This is a genomic window from Thiosulfatihalobacter marinus, assembly GCF_016019955.1.
Classification (GTDB): Bacteria; Pseudomonadota; Alphaproteobacteria; order Rhodobacterales; family Rhodobacteraceae; genus Shimia; species Shimia marinus_A.
In genome coordinates, this window is sequence record NZ_JAECRZ010000012.1 from 15,844 (window position 1) to 37,013 (window position 21,170).

At 57.7% G+C, this 21,170-nt stretch carries 20 protein-coding genes and 1 pseudogene; 5 read left to right on the plus strand and 16 right to left on the minus strand.

Annotation, left to right across the window (positions count from 1 at the left end; genetic code table 11):
* The 15 genes from I3253_RS15575 to I3253_RS15645 form a co-directional block, all read right to left on the minus strand.
* On the minus strand, nucleotides 1–300 hold the full coding sequence (locus I3253_RS15575; RefSeq protein WP_009827038.1) for a type II toxin-antitoxin system RelE/ParE family toxin: 300 nt from the start codon (nucleotides 298–300) through the stop codon (nucleotides 1–3).
* Complete coding sequence (locus I3253_RS15580) at nucleotides 293–544, minus strand: type II toxin-antitoxin system ParD family antitoxin (protein ID WP_009827037.1); 252 nt, start codon at nucleotides 542–544, stop codon at nucleotides 293–295. The genes I3253_RS15575 and I3253_RS15580 overlap by 8 nt, the downstream gene beginning before the upstream one ends.
* A gap of 50 nt (nucleotides 545–594) precedes the next feature.
* The gene (locus I3253_RS15585) at nucleotides 595–1,239 is read right to left on the minus strand and encodes a hypothetical protein (RefSeq protein ID WP_009827036.1); all 645 of its coding nucleotides are present in this window, start codon (nucleotides 1,237–1,239) and stop codon (nucleotides 595–597) included.
* Nucleotides 1,240–1,344: 105 nt separating this feature from the next.
* The gene (locus I3253_RS15590) at nucleotides 1,345–1,821 is read right to left on the minus strand and encodes a DUF6915 family protein (protein ID WP_009827035.1); all 477 of its coding nucleotides are present in this window, start codon (nucleotides 1,819–1,821) and stop codon (nucleotides 1,345–1,347) included.
* 1 nt (nucleotide 1,822) lies between these two features.
* Nucleotides 1,823–2,206 carry a DUF6878 family protein gene (locus I3253_RS15595; protein WP_009827034.1) on the minus strand — a complete coding sequence of 128 codons (384 nt, stop codon included), beginning with the start codon at nucleotides 2,204–2,206 and terminating at the stop codon, nucleotides 1,823–1,825.
* Nucleotides 2,207–2,284: 78 nt separating this feature from the next.
* The gene (locus tag I3253_RS15600; RefSeq protein WP_009827033.1) at nucleotides 2,285–2,581 is read right to left on the minus strand and encodes a hypothetical protein; all 297 of its coding nucleotides are present in this window, start codon (nucleotides 2,579–2,581) and stop codon (nucleotides 2,285–2,287) included.
* A 116-nt stretch (nucleotides 2,582–2,697) separates the two neighbouring features.
* Complete coding sequence (locus tag I3253_RS15605) at nucleotides 2,698–3,078, minus strand: DUF3768 domain-containing protein (RefSeq protein WP_009827032.1); 381 nt, start codon at nucleotides 3,076–3,078, stop codon at nucleotides 2,698–2,700.
* A gap of 126 nt (nucleotides 3,079–3,204) precedes the next feature.
* Entirely contained in the window at nucleotides 3,205–5,376 is a 2,172-nt protein-coding gene (locus I3253_RS15610; protein ID WP_009827031.1) for a ParB/RepB/Spo0J family partition protein, read from the minus strand.
* 165 nt (nucleotides 5,377–5,541) lie between these two features.
* A protein-coding gene (locus tag I3253_RS15615; protein WP_197918801.1) for an IS3 family transposase occupies nucleotides 5,542–6,668 on the minus strand; the annotation gives its coding sequence in 2 pieces (ribosomal slippage) (nucleotides 5,542–6,398 and nucleotides 6,398–6,668; 1,128 coding nt in all).
* Between the two features lie 204 nt (nucleotides 6,669–6,872).
* The gene (locus I3253_RS15620; protein ID WP_007120589.1) at nucleotides 6,873–7,331 is read right to left on the minus strand and encodes an acyl-CoA thioesterase; all 459 of its coding nucleotides are present in this window, start codon (nucleotides 7,329–7,331) and stop codon (nucleotides 6,873–6,875) included.
* 73 nt (nucleotides 7,332–7,404) lie between these two features.
* Nucleotides 7,405–8,286, minus strand: a complete 882-nt coding sequence (locus I3253_RS15625; RefSeq protein WP_232272173.1) for a helix-turn-helix domain-containing protein — start codon at nucleotides 8,284–8,286, stop codon at nucleotides 7,405–7,407.
* Nucleotides 8,287–8,338: 52 nt separating this feature from the next.
* Nucleotides 8,339–9,541 carry a CaiB/BaiF CoA transferase family protein gene (locus I3253_RS15630; RefSeq protein WP_007120591.1) on the minus strand — a complete coding sequence of 401 codons (1,203 nt, stop codon included), beginning with the start codon at nucleotides 9,539–9,541 and terminating at the stop codon, nucleotides 8,339–8,341.
* A complete protein-coding gene (locus I3253_RS15635) occupies nucleotides 9,541–10,695 on the minus strand; it encodes an iron-containing alcohol dehydrogenase (protein WP_007120592.1) in 1,155 nt (384 codons plus the stop codon). The genes I3253_RS15630 and I3253_RS15635 overlap by 1 nt, the downstream gene beginning before the upstream one ends.
* A gap of 18 nt (nucleotides 10,696–10,713) precedes the next feature.
* Nucleotides 10,714–11,874, minus strand: a complete 1,161-nt coding sequence (locus I3253_RS15640) for an acyl-CoA dehydrogenase family protein (RefSeq protein ID WP_007120593.1) — start codon at nucleotides 11,872–11,874, stop codon at nucleotides 10,714–10,716.
* A 15-nt stretch (nucleotides 11,875–11,889) separates the two neighbouring features.
* Nucleotides 11,890–12,684, minus strand: a complete 795-nt coding sequence (locus I3253_RS15645) for an IclR family transcriptional regulator (protein WP_007120594.1) — start codon at nucleotides 12,682–12,684, stop codon at nucleotides 11,890–11,892.
* 171 nt (nucleotides 12,685–12,855) lie between these two features.
* Here I3253_RS15645 and I3253_RS15650 point away from each other — a divergent pair, with 171 nt between their 5' ends.
* Both I3253_RS15650 and I3253_RS15655 read left to right on the plus strand, forming a co-directional pair.
* Nucleotides 12,856–14,310, plus strand: a complete 1,455-nt coding sequence (locus tag I3253_RS15650) for an NAD-dependent succinate-semialdehyde dehydrogenase (RefSeq protein ID WP_232272174.1) — start codon at nucleotides 12,856–12,858, stop codon at nucleotides 14,308–14,310.
* 8 nt (nucleotides 14,311–14,318) lie between these two features.
* Entirely contained in the window at nucleotides 14,319–16,400 is a 2,082-nt protein-coding gene (locus tag I3253_RS15655; RefSeq protein ID WP_197918802.1) for an FAD-dependent oxidoreductase, read from the plus strand.
* Nucleotides 16,401–16,475: 75 nt separating this feature from the next.
* Here the strand turns inward: I3253_RS15655 and I3253_RS15660 are convergent.
* Nucleotides 16,476–17,409, minus strand: a pseudogene (locus I3253_RS15660) (IS5 family transposase).
* 252 nt (nucleotides 17,410–17,661) lie between these two features.
* Here I3253_RS15660 and I3253_RS15665 point away from each other — a divergent pair.
* The 3 genes from I3253_RS15665 (at nucleotide 17,662) to I3253_RS15675 (ending at nucleotide 21,155) form a co-directional block, all read left to right on the plus strand.
* Nucleotides 17,662–18,564: an alpha/beta hydrolase gene (locus I3253_RS15665; RefSeq protein ID WP_009827026.1), complete on the plus strand. Its 903-nt coding sequence runs from the start codon at nucleotides 17,662–17,664 to the stop codon at nucleotides 18,562–18,564.
* 125 nt (nucleotides 18,565–18,689) lie between these two features.
* Entirely contained in the window at nucleotides 18,690–20,327 is a 1,638-nt protein-coding gene (locus I3253_RS15670; protein WP_009827025.1) for a flavin-containing monooxygenase, read from the plus strand.
* Nucleotides 20,328–20,378: 51 nt separating this feature from the next.
* The gene (locus I3253_RS15675) at nucleotides 20,379–21,155 is read left to right on the plus strand and encodes an SDR family NAD(P)-dependent oxidoreductase (protein ID WP_009827024.1); all 777 of its coding nucleotides are present in this window, start codon (nucleotides 20,379–20,381) and stop codon (nucleotides 21,153–21,155) included.
* Nucleotides 21,156–21,170: the final 15 nt, after the last annotated feature.

The window sequence follows — 21,170 nt, forward strand, 5'->3', positions numbered from 1 at the left end:
TCAGGACGACCGCAGATGCCTCGGCACGTCCATGGACTGATGCAAGACTCGGATCACGAAGATCCTGTCCGGGTCCACCTCGTAGAACACGAGGTGCCGGCCCGTGATCAGTTTACGCGCACCCTGCAAGAGATCGGAACAGTCAGACCCCATTTGCGGGTTGGCGATGAGACCCTTCAGGGCGCGATCGATATCATCGAGATAGCGGTCCGCCTGCGCCTCGCCCCACTGTCGGTCTGTCTCGACCCAGATATCGACGAGGTCGGATTTTGCCGCCTGAGAGTGATGAATGTCACGCATCAGAAGCGCCAGAGCGGCTCCGCGCGTCGCGCTTGATCTCATCCATGTCAAGCGGACCGGCGTCACCGGATTGTTTGCCCTCCATCAGCGCAACGCGAAGCCGCGCCCGCTGACCTTCCTGCTCCTCCATCAGGCGCAGAGAGGCGCGGATCAACTCGCTGGTTGACCCGTAACGCCCCTCTTTAAGCATCAGGGCGATGAATTCGTCCCAATGGGGGCCAAGTGTGACGCTTGTGCTTGCCATGCTCACCTCCGTAATACGCATGAATAAGATATATGAGTATTGCGGGCGTTTCAACTCGGGGGTGGGCTTGCGCCCTGTTCCGCAGCGGCGGGTCTTTGTACCTCTCGCAAAATCAGAGGATCTACAACCGCCCGCGCCTCGGACAGGCAGTCCAGATCATAGTGCTCGAAGAACCCCCAACAGGCGTCGATCTCTTCACCGTCACGCTCGACGACATAGCCATAAACCCGTCCGCCGAGGTAGGCATCGAAGGTGACGATCTCAGCGCGCAGAATGTCCTTGGCCTTTTCGCGCATCGCCTTGGTGACGCGCTTCGCGCCGAACTCCTTTCGAACCGTTTCGAGCGTTACGTATACAAAGCCAACTTGGCCGGAATCCCACGGACAATGGAACTCGATGGTGTTCATCGCGAGGCCGGAATGGTCGTAGAGGTACACGGGCAAGATGATTGCCTTGCGCTCGGCGCGCTCGCGGAGGCGATCCAGTGAAAGATCGCTCTGATCCGAGACGCCCGCAAGATCGCGCAGGAACGCCTCGGGGCAGTCGAACCGGTGGCTGTCCCCCAGCCGGTATCGGCGGTGCCAACAGATCAGCGCTCCGAGGTTGGACCACTCCCTTGGGTTCTCAGAATCGGGGTCGTGATAGATCTTGATGACGTGGCCTTGGTAGGCCTCCTCGTAGACAGGGTCTTGCATGTCGATATCCTTTCTTGAAACGCAATCGACCCGCCAAGCCGGTTGTGGCGCAGGCGGGTCGAAGTGGATGGGATCCGGTGGTTGGTGAGTTTTCTGGCCGGCGGATCAGGCAGCGGCGCGGTTTTGGCGATGCTGGATGTGCTCGACAGAGACCTTCAGCAGCCAGTCCTCAAAACCGAGAATGGTCTGGTGATTGGAGACCGCCTCGATCCAGACCGCACGCGGATCGCCAACAATCTGCGTAGGATCGTTGTCGATCCGGCCATTGGCCATCCACGGTTCCGGCTGAATGCGGACAAGCCAGTCCGCCAGCGACGGGATCCGTCCCTGGCAGTCCTCGCGCACATGCTGCTCACCGATCCAGCGGATCGGGACGACCCGGCCCGCGCTGTTGGTCAGGCTGCGGCCGAAGTGACGTTCGGCATCATAGATCCCGACTGTATGATGTTTTTGGGCTCTGTGAACAAAGAGACCTAGGTGCTCTTTGGATGAGTCAAACCAGTCATGCACGAACTGATAGTCATCTGGAACACCGCCGAATTTTCGGGCGGAGCTTTCGGCGTGGTGGAGGGGATGTGCCATGTCAGAGCCCCTCGTGTTCGGTGGTGTTGGTTTCGATATAGCGGTTCGAGTGGCTAACATCGATCTTGTCCGTCTCGAGCGCCCAGGTCAGCTCGCCATAACCGCCCTCGTTGTTCTCGAATCCGGGGCTCAGCGCATAGGCGAAATCCCAACCAAAATCTTCAACCCGGCGTCGCAACTCTTCTGTCAGCGTGATCGTGTCGGGTGTCACGACGACATCCTCGACATTGCCGGAATCGCCGTAGCCTTCATATTGCACCTCGATGCTGGTCACGCCGAAGGCACGCAGCTCGGAGAGAAGGGCAGCGCGAGTCTCGCCCCGCTCTTCGGATGCGCGTCTCTGGGATTCGAGCATCTGTGCGTAGAAATCAGTCGCTTGTGTCATGTCTTTTTGTCCTTTGGAATTGGGAGAGGGGAGGGCGACCGTTACGCGAGGCCGCCCCGGAGTTTCCTTTGGGGGGCTTCAGGCCGCAGCGTCGCCGCGGTTTTCAGCCGTCCGGTCAACCAGGTTGAAATACAGATTCTCGGTCGCGCGCTTGAACCCCGGCGGTTTGCGCGGGGCGAGGCAACGCACCGAAGCACTGCAACTCTCACCATGCTCCATTGCGAACTGCGTCACCTTGTCGATCAAATCGTCCATGCCCGCGGCCTGGACGCGCTTTTCGGGGTAGGTCGCCATCATATGGAACTGGGTAACAACGAAGGCGCCGTCACGATGCGCGGGATAGAGGGTGATCTGGTAATCGAGTGTCTTGGCCATCTCTGGTCTCCTGCAGCAGGCCGGACGCGATCATCGCGCCCCTTGAAACCCGCCAGCCCGAAAGGACCGCCCTTTATGCAAGGACGGCCCGGGGCGGCGATTGGGGGTGGAGGGCGTCAGTATTCCGACGGGAGAAGCAAGGTCAGCACGCGACGCGTCTGTTTCGGGTCGGAAGGCTCAGGCGAGCCGTACTGATAATCGACGTCGTACAAGTCGATCTTGAACCAAACCTTCGTGCCATTGAATTCGATGACCCCCATCTCGTGCAATCCCTGCGGGTCACTGTCGGCATTGAAGGCGTCGAACGCGGCAACGCGGCGTGTGAGTTCCAGTTGTGCGTCGGGTCCAAGCGCGGCGACGCCACATGTCATCACAAACTGTCCCTGCGGGGCATCGGCAACGGAAGGATTGCCGAGGATGGAATTGCGAAACGCGTCATTCTGCGCGGCGATGCGTGCGGCTTCCTGAACAGGATCGAGGTCGAGTCTGGTGGTCATAGGATGTCTCCGGGACGGGCCAGCCGATCCGATATCGGCTGTCGGCAACCCGTCAGCCGGAAAGAGCCGCCCTCGATGTGAGGGCGGCCCAAAGCTCATGTCGTGATCAGGTCGGTGTTCGCTTCGTCAGGCCGCATCTCCGCTAAGGAAGGCGGGCAAGGACGATGGTTCATTGCTCTCCGCCTCGGCCAGAGCGTCTGCGGCAGGCACGTCGCCTTCCTCCGCCTCGGGCGCATCGCCAATCATTTTGGCGTCGGCCTCCGCCGCACCGGCAAACACCATCCCGTCTGGCAGCCAGCGCGTTGTCTTTGCTGCCGTCGCCGCGTCGAAACCTTCCGTCTCGCCGGCCGTTTCCGCGAAAGCGCGCTCCATCGCGGCTGCGAGATCGCCCTTGCGTTCGCGATTGCGATCCTCGGCGTAATCATCGCCGATGAGCTTGCGCGCCGTGGCCACCGCATGCCCCTTGTTGACGCGACCCCAGTAGTTCTGGGCACTCGGGCGCCAGCAGGCCGCCACATCGACGTCGAGCCGCGCACCAATCTCCTCAATGATGTGGGAGGGGCGATTGTCAGAGGAGAGCTGCGGCTTGACCGCGAGACCCGTCGCCCAGGCGAAAAGCGCCTGCTTGTCCGCAATGGGCAGGGCCGACATCGCCCGGAAGTCATCGGGTTTCTCCAGCTTCATCCAGTCGGTGGCGAGGTCCTGCTCCAACGCCTCAAGCATCTTCTGAGCGACGGTGTCCGCATGCAGCACCTCGCGGTTTTGCGCCTGGAAGGGCCGGATGGAGATATCGAGCGCCTCGTTGTTGTAGGACCGCCCCAAAGCCTGCTCGCAGAGCGCGTAGAGCATCGCATCGAAAGCCACCTCGAAATCCGCCGCCAGATGCGCCCGCAGGATGTGCTGACGCGTGGCGCGCAGATCGTCGGCCAGGCTCGCCGAAATCCCGTCCGCCTTGCGCAACGTCGCGGCCGGGTCGGAGCTCGGCACCGGCGTGGAGGAGGTCGGCGGCGTCACCTGTGGGCGGGCAGGGGAGGGAGCGCCATCCGGATCTGCGGTGGTATCGTCCGGTTCGGGCGCAACAGGAATGTCCTCGGGCCGCACCAGGCCTTTCTCGACGCGCAACACCCCGTCATGGCCGATGGTCAGGACTACACCGGCGATAGCGCGATCTGCCTCGGCATAGGGTTGCCGTTCGCGCTGCATGGCTTCAATTTCGCGCAAACGCGGCTCGATGGCGTAGTATTCTTCGGTCTCCGCGTCGGTCCAGTCCTCCCCGTCGTTCTGCGCCGCCAATTCTTCCTCACGCGCGATGAGACGTTCCTCCTCGGCCAGCATGTCCGCATCCGGTTCGATGTCCTGCGGATAGACCCGCCCGAAACTGCGAAACGCGCCATAATCCACCGAAAGATGCACTTCGACCCATTTCCATATCCCTTCGAAGGGTTTGGCCGCAGCCTGCAGTTTCTCAATGGCGAGACGCTCCAAGAGGTCGGGGTTTTCCATATGAGCGGTTGCCCGGTCGTCGAAGAGATCCCGCAGCAGAACCCCGCCCGCCGCCTCATACGCCTCGATGCCGACAAATCGACCAATTGCCGAGTTCGCCGAATGTGCGGCCCCGGTCAGCTGACGTTTGATGCTCTGCGGATGGATGTGATAGCCGCCCTTCACGGCGTTCCAGACCGCGAGCTGGCGGTCATGGTCGTCGGTCAGCGTGAAAGCCATCACGCATTCGAGGGTCAGATCACCGGCACGAAACTGCTCGATGATTTCGGGTGCGACACGGGCGAGTTTGAGGCGACGGCGCACCAGGTCGACGGAGACGCCGAATTTGAGCGCAATCTCGTCTTCGCTGCGACCCTCGCCGATCATCTTGTCGAAGGCCTCGAACTGGTCTGCCGGATGCATCGCCGCGCGCTGGAGGTTTTCTGTGGCCGAGGTAAGGATGGCGTTGCGCTCGTCCTCGACAAGGCAGGGCACTGGATGATCAGCGGGGATCACACCGTCCTCGGCGAGTTGTTTCAGCGCCTTGAGGCGACGACCGCCTGCGTCGACGGCAAAACGTGTCTCGGAAAGTGCGTGAACCACCAGGTTCTGCTTGATTCCCGTCTCGCGGATGCTCGCAAGAATCTCGGCATCGTCGCTGGCGCTTGCGGCCACCTTGCGGACGTTGAGTGGGCTCGGCTCCAGCTTGTCGAGCGGGATCATCCGGATGTCGGCACCGCCGTCAGGCGCGGCCGATCCAACGGCTTCGGTCTTTTTTGAGGTGGTGGGATTCGGGCGGGTCGTGGTCTTGGCCATGGTCAGGGTCCTTGTCTCGCCGGACCCGGATGAGCCTCTCTCTATCCTTTCAAGCCCGGCACCCGGGCTTCCCTTTCTCTGGCTTTCACTGTGCGTTGACGTGTGAAGTGGTCCCATCTTTTCGGACAGGTTTGCAGCGTTTCTAAGGTGTATCGGGTTTAGGTTTCATGCTGCGTGTCGCTCTTCCAAGCCTGCCCAATATGCGTCGTCCGGCGTCTGCCGATCAAGCGCGGAATGGGGTCGGCTGGTGTTATAGAATGCCATCCAGCCCTTGATGACACGACGGGCCCGGAAGCCTTCATTGATTTCTTCGAGATAGATGGCCTCCTGCTTCAGGGATCGCCAGAGGCGTTCGATGAAGATGTTGTCGAGGTAACGCCCGCGCCCGTCCATCGAGATGCGCACGCCCGCCTCGGTCAGCGTCGTGATCCAGGCCGATCCGGTGAACTGCGATCCCTGATCTGTGTTCATGATCTCAGGCGGGCCGTACCTGGCGATGGCCTCGCTCAGTGCTTCGACGCAGAAGTCGGCGTGCATCGTGTTCGACAACCGCCAGCTCAGCACCTTGCGCGTCGCCCAGTCCATGATTGCCACCAGATAGAGGAAGCCATTTCTGACTGGCACAAAGGTGATATCGGCGCACCAGACCTGGTTCGGTCGGTCAATCACCATCTTCCTCAGCAGATACGGGAAGACCGGGTGCTGAGGATGCGGCTGGCTGGTTCGTGGGCGCTTGTAGACCGCTTCAAGACCCATCTTCGCCATCAATCGCCTGACGCGATGGCGGCCAACAACAATGCCTTCCCGGCGCAGATAGGCCGCGATCTGGCGCGACCCGAAGAATGGGTATTTGGTGAACACCCGGTCGATCTCTTTCATCATCGACAGCGTGTCGGCGTCGATCCCGGCGGGCGTGTAGTAGAACGCCGACCGGCTCAGGCTCACCAGCTTGCACTGCTGGCTGATGCTCAGCTTGGGGTGATCCCGGTTGATCATCGCGCGTTTCTTTCCAGGGCTCATCGCTTCAGCCCTTCCGACAAAAAATCGTTCTCGACCGCCAGCCTCCCGATCTTGGCGTGAAGTTCCTTTACTTCCGCCTCGGTCGGGCCGCTCTGCTTGCCACCCGAGAACACATCGGCCATGCCCTCGATGGCCTGCCGCTTCCATGTGCTGACCTGATTTGGGTGCAACTGATGCTTCGCCGCGATCTCCTGCACGGTCTTGTCGCCACGCAGCGCTTCCAACGCCACCTTGGCCTTAAACTGATCTGTAAAGTTCCGGCGCTTTGCCATGTTCGTATCCCTTCAAAGGTTCGGGAAACACCTTAGCTGACTGTCCGGTTTCCTGGGACCACTTCAGACCTCATCCGCTGACCTTCGTCTCTGGCCGCGGCTTTTCAAAATGCCATTCTTGAAGGCCAGATAGAAATTTGCACTCGGTCACACGCAAACGGGGCGAAAAACCTCTTTGATTACAGGCGGCAACCTCAAAGGTTGCTAGCTCACTGTTTGATTTTCCGAACCCACTTCCGCGAGCAAAATCTGCCGAATTGAGCTTTCAATTTTGACTTTTCCAAATGTTGAAGCATCTCGGAAAACTGACTTCGTTTCGCATTCGAAGCAAATCAAGTCATGCTGACGGCCGACAACTTTTAGACCAACTGAACTTTCCCCGACATGGACCACATAGACCTCGCATGCTAGGTTCGCGCCTGCTTTCACCGGCGCATGGAATTGTAGGTCCATAGAGACAAAAGGCATGGCCGTGTTTCTTTCCGTGAGTAGAAAAAGCCAGCCCCGGCCTGAAAGCAAATCGTCCCAGAAAGTCTCGATCGCTTCCAGCGCGAAATTCGTGATCCGGCCAGTAAAGGCGATTCCCAGCTGGTCACAGTCGCCAAAGAAAATCCTGCGTTCGAAGGCAAATCGTGGTTTAAATTCTGTTTCTGGTACATTCATTGCAGCGTTACGGGCTCAACATTTCTTTGTCTCTGGTGCGTGACAGCGATAGGAAGGAATAGTTTTCCGGTAATTATGCCATGCGCCGGAATTCGGCGGGGGTCGCGCCTGTCATTTTTCGAAAAGTTCGACTAAAATGACTCTGATCTGCAAAACCGCAGTCAAGCGCGACCACTTTCAGGGGGGCATTACCCTTTCTCAGCATCTCCTGGGCCTTCGATATTCGCTTGCGCAAAACATATGCATACGGTGCCAACCCAAACTCCGCCTTGAACTGACGCGAAAAGTGAAACTGGCTGAAACCGATAGATGCGGCCATGTCTTCCAGACTGAGGTTTTCACCTAAGCAGCTTTCAACGAGATCGATGATTCTCTGCCTTTGAGCAGGGCTGAAGTTCGAGTTTGCGTCGCTGGTCAAAGAGACCTTGGCGTACTGACGCAGAAGGTGAACGGCGATCTGGATGCGCAGGGCGTCGATGATCAATCTCTGGCCGATTCCACCGTTCTTTAGCTCATTCTCTAGCAATTGGATGCAGTTCAGGATACAGGGGTCCTTCGCAGACAGACAATCATTGATCTCAATGGACTTCGGGTCACGATCAAAGACCGAAAGGGCCGTGTTTTCGAGTTCACTGTGACTGAGATAGACGTGTCTAACCGTGATAGGCTCGGACCAACTCCAAGTGGATTCCTCTGCACGCGTGAGCAAGGAAATCCTACCTTTCTCTACGCGCGCGCTTTGCCATGGGCCGCCACTCGTGCGGCGCATAGTGGTTGGCGCGCCATCATATGCAACAATCATATAGTCGCGCATGGGGGGAATTGCCGCGTCTTGTCGCTCATAACGATAGCCCTTCAGGGTAATGCCGTTCCAGTTGCACCCGGAACTGTCCAACGTAGTCGTGCCGGGAATCCATTCGGGTATCCGGTCCGGTGATATGAGCAGTCTTTCCATCTTGGCCTCCCTGAACTTTTTCACGATCGTCCGCTTGAGCTGAAATTTCGGCTTAGGTCGTCTCGCGCATCCGCGGTTCTTCTCGAACGATATTCGCTTGAGTCAATCTATCGATTTCAGCTTCTGTCAGTCCAGCCTCGCTAAGCAACTCCCTACTATGCTGCCCGAAGCGAGGCGGTGCCGCGCGAACCGCTCCGGGGGTACGCGACAAGCGTGCTGGCACGCCGGTGCCGCGGTAGGTGCCAACTGATACCACCATGCCGCGATGTCGGGTGTGTGGATGCTCCAACGCTTCATTCACATTCCGAACGACTCCGGCGGGAATCCCAGCTTTCAAAAGCACCGGCTCAAGTTTGAAGGCGTCATGTTGCACCAGGCACTCTGACAAGACCTCTGTCATCTCTGACCGATGCGCAAGACGCGCGGCATTGTCGGCAAATCGTGGATCGCAGGGCACCTCAGGTAGGCCAAGCACGTCACAGAGTTTTGCGAACTGACCATTGTTACCGATAGCCAGATAGAGTTTGCCATTACTTGTTTCGAACATGTCGTATGGTACGATATTTGGATGCCCATTGCCGGTCGCCATTGGTATCTGTCCGGACATGAGGGAATTAGCCGCTTGGGGATGCATCATGCTGATCGCGCAATCATATAGCGGCACTTCGATGGCTTGGCCCAATCCGGACCGGCCCCGTTCCAAAAGTGCGGCGAGAATAGCGTTACAGGCGATCAGACCGGTGCCGATGTCCACGATGGGCGTACCCATGCGTGTCGGGCCTTCGGAGGGATTGCCGTTGATGCTCATGAGGCCCGTCATAGCTTGTACCACGGCGTCATAGCCGGGAAAACCGCCAAGTGGGCCATCGGAACCAAATCCAGTCACATGGCAGAGTACCAGTCTAGGAAAACGTGCCCTGAGAACATCAGCATAACCAAGCCCCCATTTTTCAAGAGTACCAGACTTAAAATTGTGAACTAAAACATCCGCATCCTGAAGAAACCGCAAAATCAGGTCGCGCCCTTCCGGTTGCTGCAGATCGATAGCGATGGACCGCTTGTTGCGGTTGGCGCCAGAGAAATAAGCGCTGAGTTCATCATTGAAAGGCGGGCCCCAACTGCGGGTCTCGTCGCCCAGAGGCGGCTCCACCTTGATGACCTCAGCGCCATGATCCGCAAGCATTTGGGTGCAGTAAGGCCCGCCCAGCACGCGGCTGAGGTCGACCACCTTGATCCCGTCCAATGAGCCAGCCATCAAAGCGCCTCCTGATAGAGGCGCGACACATCTTCGGCTGTCATGTCGCGCGGGTTGGTCTCCAGCAATCGCGTGATACCGGTCACGACCTCATTAGCCATTCCGGGAATGGCTGCCTCGGTCACTCCGACACCAGAAAGTCGAGACTCAAGTCCGCTTTCGACTAGCATCCGTTCCATCTCGTCGATCAGGCCATGGGCCGCAGCCGCATCAGAGTTGAAAGGCCGCGAGGGCAGTAGTAACCGCGATAGACGAGCATATTCAGCTTCTGCAACGGGCATGTTGAACCTCATCACTGGTCCTGCGACCAGAGCGTTTGCGTGCCCGTGAGGAACCTTGAAACCTGTTCCAAGTGGGTATGACAAGGCATGAATCGCCCCCACGCTGGCATTAATGAAGGCCATCCCAGCCAGTGTCGCCCCCAACAGCATGGCCTCTCGCGCTGACAGGTCCGAAGGCGTTTCCATGACGATTGGTAAGTTCTGACCGAGAAGCACCAGCGCTTTGTCCGCCATTCCATCGGAAATGGGATTCTTTCTGGTGCGACTGGTTACTGCCTCAATGGCGTGAACCATTGCGTCTAACGCCGTGGCCGCTGTGATGTGACGAGGCATTCCCAATGTTAGCTTTGCATCTAGCAAGGCAACGTCAGGCAGAAGCTGCGGTGCATATACCGCTTTTTTTTCGTGGCTTTCCGAAGTCAGCACGGACACCCATGTTACCTCTGATCCGGTCCCTGCCGTGGTTGGCACCTGGATCAGTGGCAAGCGTTTATCGGTGACCTGATTAATCCCGATCATGTCCGTAATCGGTTGATCGTTGGCTACCGCCGCTGCGATGACCTTGGCAGTGTCCAGTGAACTGCCGCCGCCAAGTCCGATGATTCCGTCAGCACCAAAGGCCCGCGCGACCTCTACCGCGGCCTCGACGACAGCGATCGGGGGGTCCGCTTCGACTTTATGAAAAATCTCAACCTCGATGCCAGCAGCCCTAAGTGAGGCGGCTGCCTCGTCCGCAAAACCACAGGCCAATATGCCCGGGTCCGTCACGACCAGCGCACGGGTGCAAGACAAATCTTGCATCAGGCTGCCGATCCGGCCAAGCCCACCGCTCTCGCAGACGATCCTCGGGGTGGAAAGGAAATTGAAGTCCATAGTTTGTCTTCGCTCCTGTTAAGCTGCTGCAGTGCGGATCATATTCCGCGCGATCAGTATTTGCTGAATCTGGGTTGTCCCCTCGTAGATGCGGAAGAGACGCACATCGCGATAGAAGCGCTCGACCGCATATTCGGCCATGTATCCTGCACCGCCGTGGATTTGCACTGCGCGATCGGCCACTCGACCTACCATCTCACTGGCAAACATCTTGCAGCAGGCAGCATCAGTCGACACGTTCTGACCAGCGTCCTTGCGGCGTGCTGTTTCTTCGATCATGCAACGCGCTGCGAAGGCCTCGGCGCGACTGTCAGCCAGCATGGCTTGGATCAGTTGCTTTTCAGCGATGGGTTCACCGAATTGTTTGCGTTCCATCGCATAGGATAGGCTGTCACGGATCAGCCGTTCGGCGGCGCCCACACAGACGGCAGAAATATGCAGTCGGCCCCGGTCAAGGACTTTCATTGCTGTCTTAAAGCCCTTGTTCAGACGGTCCGGCCCGCCGATAATGTTCGCGGCAGGCACGCGGACATTGTCAAGGATGACGTCGCATGTGTGCGAGCCCTTCTGCCCCATCTTCCTGTCAGGCTGGCCAAGCGTTATGCCTGGCGTCCCTGCCTCGACGAGAAAGGCGCTTACGCCGGCAGAACCTTCCGCCTCTGGATTGGTCCGGGCAAAAACCGTGAATAGATCGGCACGCGGTGCATTGGTAATGTAGCGTTTCGTGCCGTTCAGAAGGAAATCGTTACCGTCACGCCGCGCCGTAGTGCGCAGACTGCCAGCATCCGACCCAGCATCTGGCTCGGTTAGGGCGAAGGATGCGATCATATCTCCGGACGCGAGAGCTGGTAGATACTGCGCCTTCTGCTCGTCGGTTCCATCGATGATGATTCCCTGAGAGCCGATCCCGTTGTTGGTGCCAACTAGCGACCGGAACGCAGGCGAAGCCTGGCCAAGAACGAAAGCGGCTTGCACTTCCTCTATCATCGACAAGCCGAGCCCGCCGAAATCTTCCGGGATCGACATGCCGAAAAGGCCCATCATGCGGATTTCATCGACCAGCATCGGCGGAATCACATCCTCGTCGGCGACGCGATCCTCGTAAGGGATTAGTCGCTCTTTCACGAAGCGGTCGAGCGCGTCGAGAAACTGGGAAAGGGTATCTTTATCAAGGGCCATGATGCTCTCTATTGTTCAGGGTGCGACCGCCGCAACGCGGCGGACAAGATCGACAAGGCGGTGCGCGACGTCGCTTTCGATCCAGTCGCGCGTAAGGGTTTGCGAAGGGCCACCGCAGTTGAAGGCAATAATGGGTGAGCCGTCCTTCGGCACGAAGGGCACCGCTACAGCGTTCACATCACGTTTCCACTCCGTGAAGGACGTGCAGTAACCGTGCTGTTGGTAGTCTGCGATAGCTGCTTCGATTCCGGGCTGCACATTCGGCCAGTTGTCGCCTTCATGTTCCTCCACAAGGGCCAGAATTCTGGCCCGCTCATCCGGGTCGTGCGCCGCTATGCAGGCGCGACCAACCGCGGTCGTGGCCAGTTTAATATGGGCACCAACCTCGATCGCCAGCGTGACGGCATTAGTGCCCTTGCACCGCTCCAGATAGACCATCGATAGCCGGTCACGACTGGCCATGGCCACCGGCATGCCTGTGTAATCAGCCAGCTCCTGCATAAAGGGCTTCGCCAGTTGCCGCAGCGGAATCCCTGCAAGGCAGGAGAAACCCAACGAAAGCACTGGAGGGGCCAGTCGATAACGTGCTGTATCCGGGTCGTAGCTGAGGTATTCCAGCTTGTTCAGTGTATAGGCCAGCCGGGAGACCGTCGATCTGCTCAGGCCAGTGCGCTCGGCCAACTCACCGTTCCCCAGAGCCTCCCCTTCCCGCCGAAAGGCCCGCAACAGCTCCAAGCCGCGCGCCAACGCCGTGACAAAATCGCGATCCTGTTTCTCGGCATCCTTGGTGCGGTCTTTCCTTGGTCTCACGATATCCCTCCTCGGAAAGAATTATGCGTCTTGAAACACACCTAAACGATCGATAACGTCCGAGTCAATACTGCGGTAAACTTTCCCGCTATGCGGAAAATTAAGGTCGTCCACCTAGTCCCATTCGTGCCGGATCCTGCGGATGACACAACTAAGCGAGGGCATAATGCCATGAAAGAAATGAATTATCCGACCATCCAGCACCTCATCGGACGAGACTGGATCGCTTCTCCCACGCCAGAGGATCGTGCAGTCATAAACCCTGCAAACGGGCAAACTATCGGACAGATTCCGCAGGCTAGCGCCGCAGATCTAGACCATGCGGTTCACTCGGCCGAATCAGCTTTTCGCCGATGGAAAAACAGCTCTCCCATGGAACGAAGTGCGATTTTGCGGCGGTTTGCCGACCTGCTGCGCCAAAATGACAGACTGATCGCTGGCTGGATCACTCTCGATGAAGGCAAGCCGCTGGCTGAGGCTTTGGCTGAGGTCCGCGCCTCGGCTGACCACGTTGACTGGCACGCCGAGGAATGTCGGCGCATTTATGGGCGCATCATTCCATCACGCAGCCCGCGGGTACAGCAGCTTGTCGTGCGCGAACCGATAGGCGTCTGCCTTGCCATCACGCCTTGGAATTTTCCGCTGAGCCAAGCGGTACGCAAGGTCGCGGCGGCGCTTGCGTCAGGTTGCACGATGATCTTAAAAGCCCCGGCAGAGGCTCCGGCGGGTTGCATGGCAATTGCTCGCTATCTGCTGGATGCAGGATTGCCCGAAGGCTGTCTGAACCTTGTCTGGGGTAATGCGGCCTTCATTTCGGAAACTCTAATTGCGCGCCCCGAGGTGCGCAAAATCACCTTCACCGGTTCGGTCGAGGTGGGCAAGCATCTGGCAGAATTGGCTGGCCGCCATATGAAGCGGGCGACGATGGAGCTCGGCGGTCACGCGCCCGTATTGGTGTTCGACGACACCGATGCCACGGCCGCGGCGCGCGCCTTGGCGGTCAACAAGCTGCGCAATGCAGGCCAGGTGTGCATCGCCCCAACCCGGTTTTACGTACAACAAGGCATCTACGATCGATTTCTGTCCGAACTAGTTTCAGCATTTGAGAGCGTAAAGGTGGGCGCTGGTTTAGCCGAAGGCACGCAGATGGGACCATTGTGTCATCGCGGACGCGTGAATGCGATGGAAAAGCTCGTCGAGGATGCCCGCGAAAACGGCGCACGGGTGTTGACGGGAGGCAAAAGGCTTGGAAATCATGGTAACTTCTATGCCCCGACAATCGTCGATACGCCCAACGACGACATTGACTTGATGCGCGAAGAACCCTTCGGCCCGATTGCTGTCGTCTCGTCTTTTCGTGACATAGAGGACGGACTGTCGCGGGCCAACGGGCTACCCTTCGGGCTGGCGTCCTATGTCTTTACCAATTCGTTAGAGCGTGCAGATAAAGCAGCTGCGGGTTTGCAGGCAGGTATGGTAAGCATCAACCAGTTCGGCCTCGCTCTGCCCGAGACTCCGTTTGGAGGCGTGAGAGACAGCGGCTATGGGACTGAAGGCGGGACGGAAACCTTCGAAGGCTATCTCATTACCAAATTTATCTCGCGCAATCGCGCGCCAGTGCTGTGAGGATGCCCATGCCTGTTGAATTAAGCTTCTCAAATGACGCAGCAATTCTGACCATAGACAATTCGCCGCTTAACCTAATCAACGCGGAGGTTCGGGCTGGAATACAACACTGTATCTTCAAAGTCCTCGAAACTGGGGCTACCAGGCTGATTATCACCGGCACAGGAACGACCTTCGTCGCGGGCGCGGATGCGAAGGAATTCGGTAAGTTGCCTGTTGATCCACAACTAAATGATGTGCTGATGCAACTTGCACACCTCCCGATTCCTACTATCGCAGCAATCAACGGGGCTGCGCTTGGTGGGGGACTAGAGATTGCTCTGGCTTGCTGCTATCGCATCGCCTCAACTTCTGCCAAACTGGGCTTGCCAGAGGTAAACTTGGGGATCGTGCCTGGCGCAGGGGGAACCCAAAGACTGCCGCGACTTATCGGTATTGAAGCTGCGCTTGACATGATTGTCACCGGGAAGGCTGTTTCCGCCGAGCAGGCACTGAAAATGGGACTGATCCAGCTGCTAGCCGATGACCCGCTTGGCGCGGCCATAGCTCTCGATGACGATGTACTTGAGGCGGCACAGGCACCCGACAATCTTCCTTCACCAAAGCCAAACCACGTCGCAGCGGAAGTCGCCCGAGCGCATGTAGCGCGGCGTATGCCTGGCCAGAATGCCCCGCAGGTTGCGGTGAACCTAGTCGCGACCAGTGCGACGACGCCGCTGCACGACGCACTAGCCAGCGAGCGCTCTGCGTTTTTGGACCTTCGTACCTCGGATCAGGCGCGGGCCCTTAGGCACGTTTTCTTCACCGAGCGTACCGCAACCAACAAGGGGCGCGCCTACCCCCGACCTTCCCGAGATGCTGAAACCGCCATCGTGGTCGGTGGTGGCAATATGGGCGCAGCTATTGCGTACACGCTGGCGACCGCAGGGATCTCGGTGACTGTCGTCGAACGTAGTGCCTCGTCCGCCGAGTGGGCCAGTAAAAACCTGCAAAAGCTGATTGATCAGGGTATCAGTCGCGGTATTCTGTCCGTCGATGCGGCAAAGACGGTTGAAGACCGGCTGGTTACGGTCTCAGGCTATGACGCTCTGCCACCAACCGATCTAGCAATCGAGGCGGCCTTCGAGGATTTTGCGGTTAAGACCGCGATCCTGACCGAACTCGAAGGCGCACTGCCACCCGAGACCATCATTGCCACAAACACATCCTATCTCGATGTAAATCGGCTCTCTGATGGGTTGAAACACCCGGCACGCTTTGTAGGGATGCATTTCTTCAGTCCTGCGCATATTATGAAACTTCTGGAAGTCGTCAGGAGCGACCGAACGTCAGACGGAACATTAGGTGCAGCACTTGTGCTGGCGCACAGGCTTGGTAAAATCCCGGTACTGTCTGGTGTTTGCGATGGCTTCATCGGAAACCGAATTTTGTCGAGCTACCGTCGCGCCGCTAATCGCCTTCTGGTGGAGGGGGCTAATGTCGACGAGATCGACGCGGCTATGCGCGGATTCGGTATGGCGATGGGTCCATATGCTGCACAGGACATGTCGGGGCTGGACATCGCCTACGCGAATATCCGTCGCAAGGCAGTTGCCGAAGGGAACTGCTGTGGTCACGTGCCCTTGGTCGAGCGGCTGGTCGAAAAGCACAAACGCCTAGGACGCAAATCGGGCGCCGGATGGTACGACTATGGGCCAGACGGCAAACCCTCACATTCGGAGCTGGTCGCTAGCGAAATACTCCGTGTCTCAGAAGAAATGAACTTCACTCGCCGCGAGTTCTCAGCTGACGAAATCGTAGAAAGGCTCTTGCTCACAATGGTGGCGGAAGCCTGCGATATCCTTGACGAAGGCGTAGCAGAAAAACCGCAAGACATCGACCTAGTAATGATTCACGGCTACGGATTTCCCCGCTGGCGGGGAGGCCTGATGCACCACGCCAAAAATATCGGCAAGGATCGGTTGACCGCGCTCTTCAGCGCGCATGTCAAAGAGGATCCTTGCGGCTGGAGGGTGCCTCGTTATTTAGAAAGAGTTTTCGCGACCGGGGAGGAACATGTCAGCATGTTTCCCACGATCACCGGCAGATAAGTTGTCTTTCTGTGGTAGAGGGAGTCTGTTTTGCAAATGGGGTGATGGCCGTGGTTGCCCTTTCCCCGGATAAACTTATCCCACAGCTTCCGTAACGGGTATGCCGAGTGCAGTGTATCCGTTCAGGACGGCGATGCGGACTGGGAGTGCCGCGACCTGACGGTCAAAGTCCCGCGCTATAAGGCGATGCCCCAGCGACATGACACAGTTCATTTTCGTCTCGACACTGCTTCGGCGGTGGTATCCGCTCCATCGTCGCCAGAGCGCGCGAGCCAGGCACTTCGCCGCGCGCAGGGCCTCGTTTCGCGCCACGGCTCCGGCGGTGATGGTCTTCCATGGCTTTGCGTTCTTGCGTGGCGGGATAACGGCGTGGGCACCACGGTCAGCAATTGCGTCGTGGCATTTCCGTGTGTCGTAGGCACCGTCAGCCATGACACTGCCGATCTACTGGTCCGCCGGGATCTGGTTGAGGAGGTCGGGTAAAACCCATGCATCGCCGATGTGGCTCCCTGTGACCTCGTCACTGCGCGAACCTCCAGTGTTTCCTCGTCAACCCCGAGATGGATCTCGGTCCAGACGCGCCGTTTGGGTCCACCATGCTTGCGGGCGTGCCACTCGCCTTCGCCCGCGACTTTGATACGCGTGCTGACAGCAGGTGCAGCGGCCCCTTGGAGCCGCGATTCGAGATGTTCACGGCCAGGGTCTTCTGACGCCGGGACAGGGTGCTGAAGTCGGGCACAGTCCGGACGAGACCAACCAGCTGCAGCAGGCTCTAGACGAACCCAGTCGTCTACCGGAGCGCCATGCCGAATAACACCTTCATGGAAAGGCAGGTCTGGCTGGAGGCATCGCTGTAGGTCTGCTGCCGGCCACGACTGCCTATCGGCGCGGCCTCCCAGCTCATTTCGGGGTCGAACCAGATTGCCAGAGCGCCCCGGCGCTTGAGCGCTTCATTGTAGGCTCGCAAGTTCCTGGTGTTGTAGGTCGGGGGTGCAGTCTGCTCATGCACCCCGGCTACCAAGCCGGGTTCATAAGATGGATCCCGCACGGAATTTGTTCAACAGAGCCTAGTAGCAGGCATATCTGCCTCACGACAGGCTGAGCAAGATCATACAATTTCCAAAGCAGGTATGTTCAATACACGGTGCATTCTTCGCCCTTACTCTGAGATCATTGGCGTACGCCTCAGACCGTTTGACGCCTCCGAGATTGGCGACGTCAGGTGGTGGCTTTGCCAAATGTTACTCTTGGGAGGATAAATATGGAAATCAGTAGAGAAGCGGATACGCTGCGGGCGCTTTATCAGAATTGGACCGATCAGATGGTCGAGAACCCAGACCTGACGATCGCGAACTTGCGCAGCATGTTCGATGAATGGGGGCAGCCTGCTCTAGAGCCGGAAAACGTTAGCTACAAAAGCGATCATATCGGAGGAGTCGAGGCTATCTGGGCACTGCCTGTCGGGGCCGATACCTCGCGTGTAATTGTTTACACTCATGGTGGCGGCTTTGCCGTCGGCTCAGCCGATAGTCATCGGAAAATGGCAGGGCACCTCGCTAAGGTGCTTGGGGTTACGTCGGTGATCCTGCACTATCGACGCGCACCCGAGCACCCATTTCCGGCGCAGATCGAAGATGCGGTAGCCGCGTACACAGCATTGCTGGATAAGGGCTTCAAGGCAAGAAATATTCTGACCGCTGGCGACAGTGCTGGCGGCAATCTTGCCATCGCCAGCGTGCTGAAATTTCGCGAACTTGGGCTGCCACTGCCCGGAGCGGTCATCGCATATTCGCCCTGGCTAGACATGGCGATGCGCGGGGAAACACTGGAAACCAACGCGGAAACCGATGCGCTAGTCGGGAAACCGATTCTCGAAGCGATGGCGGGAATGTTCCTCGGTGAAGGCACTGATCAGCTAAATCCGTTGGCCAACCCTCTGGAGAACGATTTCACCGGTTACCCGCCGCTTTATATCAATGCCGGAGGGGCTGAGACGCTTAGGAGCGATGCCGAGCGGTTGCACGAAAAGGCCAAGGCACAGGGCGTAAATGTGACCCTGTCTATCGTCGAAGGCATGCAGCATGTCTTTCCCGCGCTTTCGGGACGCGCGCCCGAGGCGAACGAGGAACTTGGTCGCATCGCCGCATGGTATCAGGCCCTCTGACACCTGTACTCGCACTGCATTGCGGTGCGGTGCGGTGCGGTGCGAGAGAAACCCCTACGACACATTCATCTGCCATCTCACCCGCAAACTGCGGGGCGGAGCAGTCTTACTCTGGGAGGAGTGACATGAACATTCAGACTGAGATTACTAAAACATCCGGAGCGGATTACGACGCAGTCGTCATTGGCGCGGGCTTCGGCGGGCTTTACGCCGTCCACAAACTTCGCAACGAGCAGGGACTGAACGTCCGGGGCTATGACAGCGCCAGTGACGTTGGCGGCACCTGGTGGTGGAACCGATATCCCGGTGCGCTGTCGGACACGGAAAGCTATGTCTACCGCTATTCTTTTGACAAAGAGTTGCTTCAAAAAGGCCGCTGGAAAACGCGGTATCTGACCCAGCCCGAGATCCTCGAATACATGAACGAGGTGGCGGATCATCTCGATCTCCGACGCAGCTACAAGTTCGACACCAAGGTGGACGGCGCGCACTATAATGAAAAAACCGGTCTCTGGAACGTGATCACTGATAGTGGTGAGACAGTTACCGCCAAATACCTTGTCACTGGCCTCGGTCTCTTGTCCGCAACGAATGTTCCAAAATTCAAGGGCATCGATGATTTCAAAGGCCGTATCTTACACACAGGTGCCTGGCCCGACGGCGTGGACTTGAGCAACAAACGCGTGGGCATTATTGGCACTGGCTCGACCGGTGTGCAGGTTATTACAGCAACGGCACCAGTTGCAAAACACCTGACTGTTTTTCAGCGCTCTGCACAATATGTCGTGCCGATTGGGAACACCCCGCAAGACGATGCTACCATCGCAGAGCAAAAGGCAAACTACGATAGTATCTGGAATCAAGTGAAGAATTCTGTTGTGGCCTTCGGCTTCGAAGAAAGCGTCAAGCCCGCCGAAACCGCCTCCCCCGAAGAACGGGAGCGGGTCTTCGAAGCCGCCTGGCAGCGCGGCGGTGGTTTCTATTTCATGTTTGGCACCTTTTGCGATATTGCGACCAGCCAAGTGGCCAATGATGCGGCCGCTGACTTCATCAAGGGCAAAATCAAGAAAATCGTGAAGGACCCCAAGGTCGCAGAGAAACTGACGCCGAAGGACCTTTACGCCAAGCGCCCGCTTTGCGGAAACAACTATTACGAGGTCTACAACCGAGACAACGTGACCCTCGCCGACGTTAAGGCCGATCCGATCGCAGAGTTCACTCCGAACGGCATACGTCTCGAAAGCGGCGAGGAGCATGAGCTTGACATCGTAATCTTTGCCACTGGCTTCGATGCGGTCGACGGCAATTACGTCAAAATGGACCTCCGCGGACGCGGAGGCGTGACCATGCGCGACACTTGGAAGGAAGGCCCGCTCGGTTACCTCGGCATGATGGAGGTCGACTTCCCGAACTTCTTCATGATCCTTGGCCCTAATGGCCCCTTCACCAACCTGCCCCCCAGCATTGAGACGCAAGTCGAATGGATCGCTGACACGATTTGCACGGTGGAAGAAGAGGGGGTTCGAAATGTGGAGCCAACCGTGGAAGCGCGCGATGCTTGGGTTCGCACCTGTCGTGAAATCGCCGACATGACACTCTTCCCCAAAGCTGAAAGCTGGATCTTCGGCGCAAATATCCCCGGAAAGAAGAATGCAGTAATGTTCTACATGGCCGGGATTGGCAATTACCGAAATGCCATTAATGCAGTGAAGGAGGAAGGTTATACATCCCTGATCCGCAACCGCACTGCCGAGAAGGTGTAAAGAATTCCGCCGGGCATCAAGAATCCCCGGCGGAACCAATTAAATTTGTTCATGAAAACTAGGGAGAGAGATTTGGGAAGGGTATTCGGAAAAGTCGCACTGGTAACAGGTGGAGCGATGGGCATGGGAAAAGCCCATTGTGAAACGCTGGCACGTGAAGGTGCGCATGTATTTGTAACCGACCGTGACACGGAAGCGGCTGAAAGCGTAGTGAAAGGTATCATTGAAGCCGGAGGGAAGGCGGAATTCATTCAACATGACGTGACGCTTGAAGAAGATTGGAAGAATGTCATCTCTACGGTGCAATCAAGTGCTGGTCGGCTTGATGTGCTAGTGAACAACGCTGGCATTCTCATTCTTAAGCCGCTCCACGAAACCTCGCCTGACGAATTTGACATGACGTTCAACGTCAATGTACGCGGTATTTATCTCGGCATCCGAGCCGCGGTTCCATTGATGAAAGAGGCCGAAAAGGCATCTATTATCAATATTTCTTCAATCTATGGGATTGTTGGAGCCGCTTCGGCGGGAGCCTACATTGGATCCAAAGGCGCCGTACGGATGTTGACGAAATCCTGCGCAGTCGACCTGGCTGAAAGTGGCATACGCGTGAATTCGATCCATCCCGGTGTCATCGATACTCCCATGACAAAAGATCTGCTACACGCCGACGAAGTTACCCGGCAGGCAATTCTGGGGGCGACGCTGCTCAAGCGACCAAGCAAACCTGAAGAGGTTTCGAATGCGGTCCTGTTCCTCGCATCGGATGAGTCATCGTTCGTTCACGGAGCAGAGATTGTAGTAGATGGCGGTTATACTGCGAATTGACAGGGACCCATCCCG

Bases quoted from the DNA above. Each gene is read 5' to 3' on its own strand.
- I3253_RS15650 (WP_232272174.1), top strand. From the start codon at position 12,856: ATGAAAGAAATGAATTATCCGACCATCCAGCACCTCATCGGACGAGAC.
- I3253_RS15670 (WP_009827025.1), top strand. From the start codon at position 18,690: ATGAACATTCAGACTGAGATTACTAAAACATCCGGAGCGGATTACGAC.
- I3253_RS15580 (WP_009827037.1), bottom strand. From the start codon at position 544: ATGGCAAGCACAAGCGTCACACTTGGCCCCCATTGGGACGAATTCATC.
- I3253_RS15600 (WP_009827033.1), bottom strand. From the start codon at position 2,581: ATGGCCAAGACACTCGATTACCAGATCACCCTCTATCCCGCGCATCGT.
- I3253_RS15675 (WP_009827024.1), top strand. From the start codon at position 20,379: ATGAAAACTAGGGAGAGAGATTTGGGAAGGGTATTCGGAAAAGTCGCA.
- I3253_RS15605 (WP_009827032.1), bottom strand. From the start codon at position 3,078: ATGACCACCAGACTCGACCTCGATCCTGTTCAGGAAGCCGCACGCATC.
- I3253_RS15575 (WP_009827038.1), bottom strand. From the start codon at position 300: ATGCGTGACATTCATCACTCTCAGGCGGCAAAATCCGACCTCGTCGAT.
- I3253_RS15655 (WP_197918802.1), top strand. From the start codon at position 14,319: ATGCCTGTTGAATTAAGCTTCTCAAATGACGCAGCAATTCTGACCATA.
- I3253_RS15585 (WP_009827036.1), bottom strand. From the start codon at position 1,239: ATGCAAGACCCTGTCTACGAGGAGGCCTACCAAGGCCACGTCATCAAG.
- I3253_RS15640 (WP_007120593.1), bottom strand. From the start codon at position 11,874: ATGGCCCTTGATAAAGATACCCTTTCCCAGTTTCTCGACGCGCTCGAC.
- I3253_RS15590 (WP_009827035.1), bottom strand. From the start codon at position 1,821: ATGGCACATCCCCTCCACCACGCCGAAAGCTCCGCCCGAAAATTCGGC.
- I3253_RS15665 (WP_009827026.1), top strand. From the start codon at position 17,662: ATGGAAATCAGTAGAGAAGCGGATACGCTGCGGGCGCTTTATCAGAAT.
- I3253_RS15620 (WP_007120589.1), bottom strand. From the start codon at position 7,331: ATGAATGTACCAGAAACAGAATTTAAACCACGATTTGCCTTCGAACGC.
- I3253_RS15635 (WP_007120592.1), bottom strand. From the start codon at position 10,695: ATGGACTTCAATTTCCTTTCCACCCCGAGGATCGTCTGCGAGAGCGGT.
- I3253_RS15625 (WP_232272173.1), bottom strand. From the start codon at position 8,286: ATGGAAAGACTGCTCATATCACCGGACCGGATACCCGAATGGATTCCC.
- I3253_RS15610 (WP_009827031.1), bottom strand. From the start codon at position 5,376: ATGGCCAAGACCACGACCCGCCCGAATCCCACCACCTCAAAAAAGACC.
- I3253_RS15630 (WP_007120591.1), bottom strand. From the start codon at position 9,541: ATGGCTGGCTCATTGGACGGGATCAAGGTGGTCGACCTCAGCCGCGTG.
- I3253_RS15595 (WP_009827034.1), bottom strand. From the start codon at position 2,206: ATGACACAAGCGACTGATTTCTACGCACAGATGCTCGAATCCCAGAGA.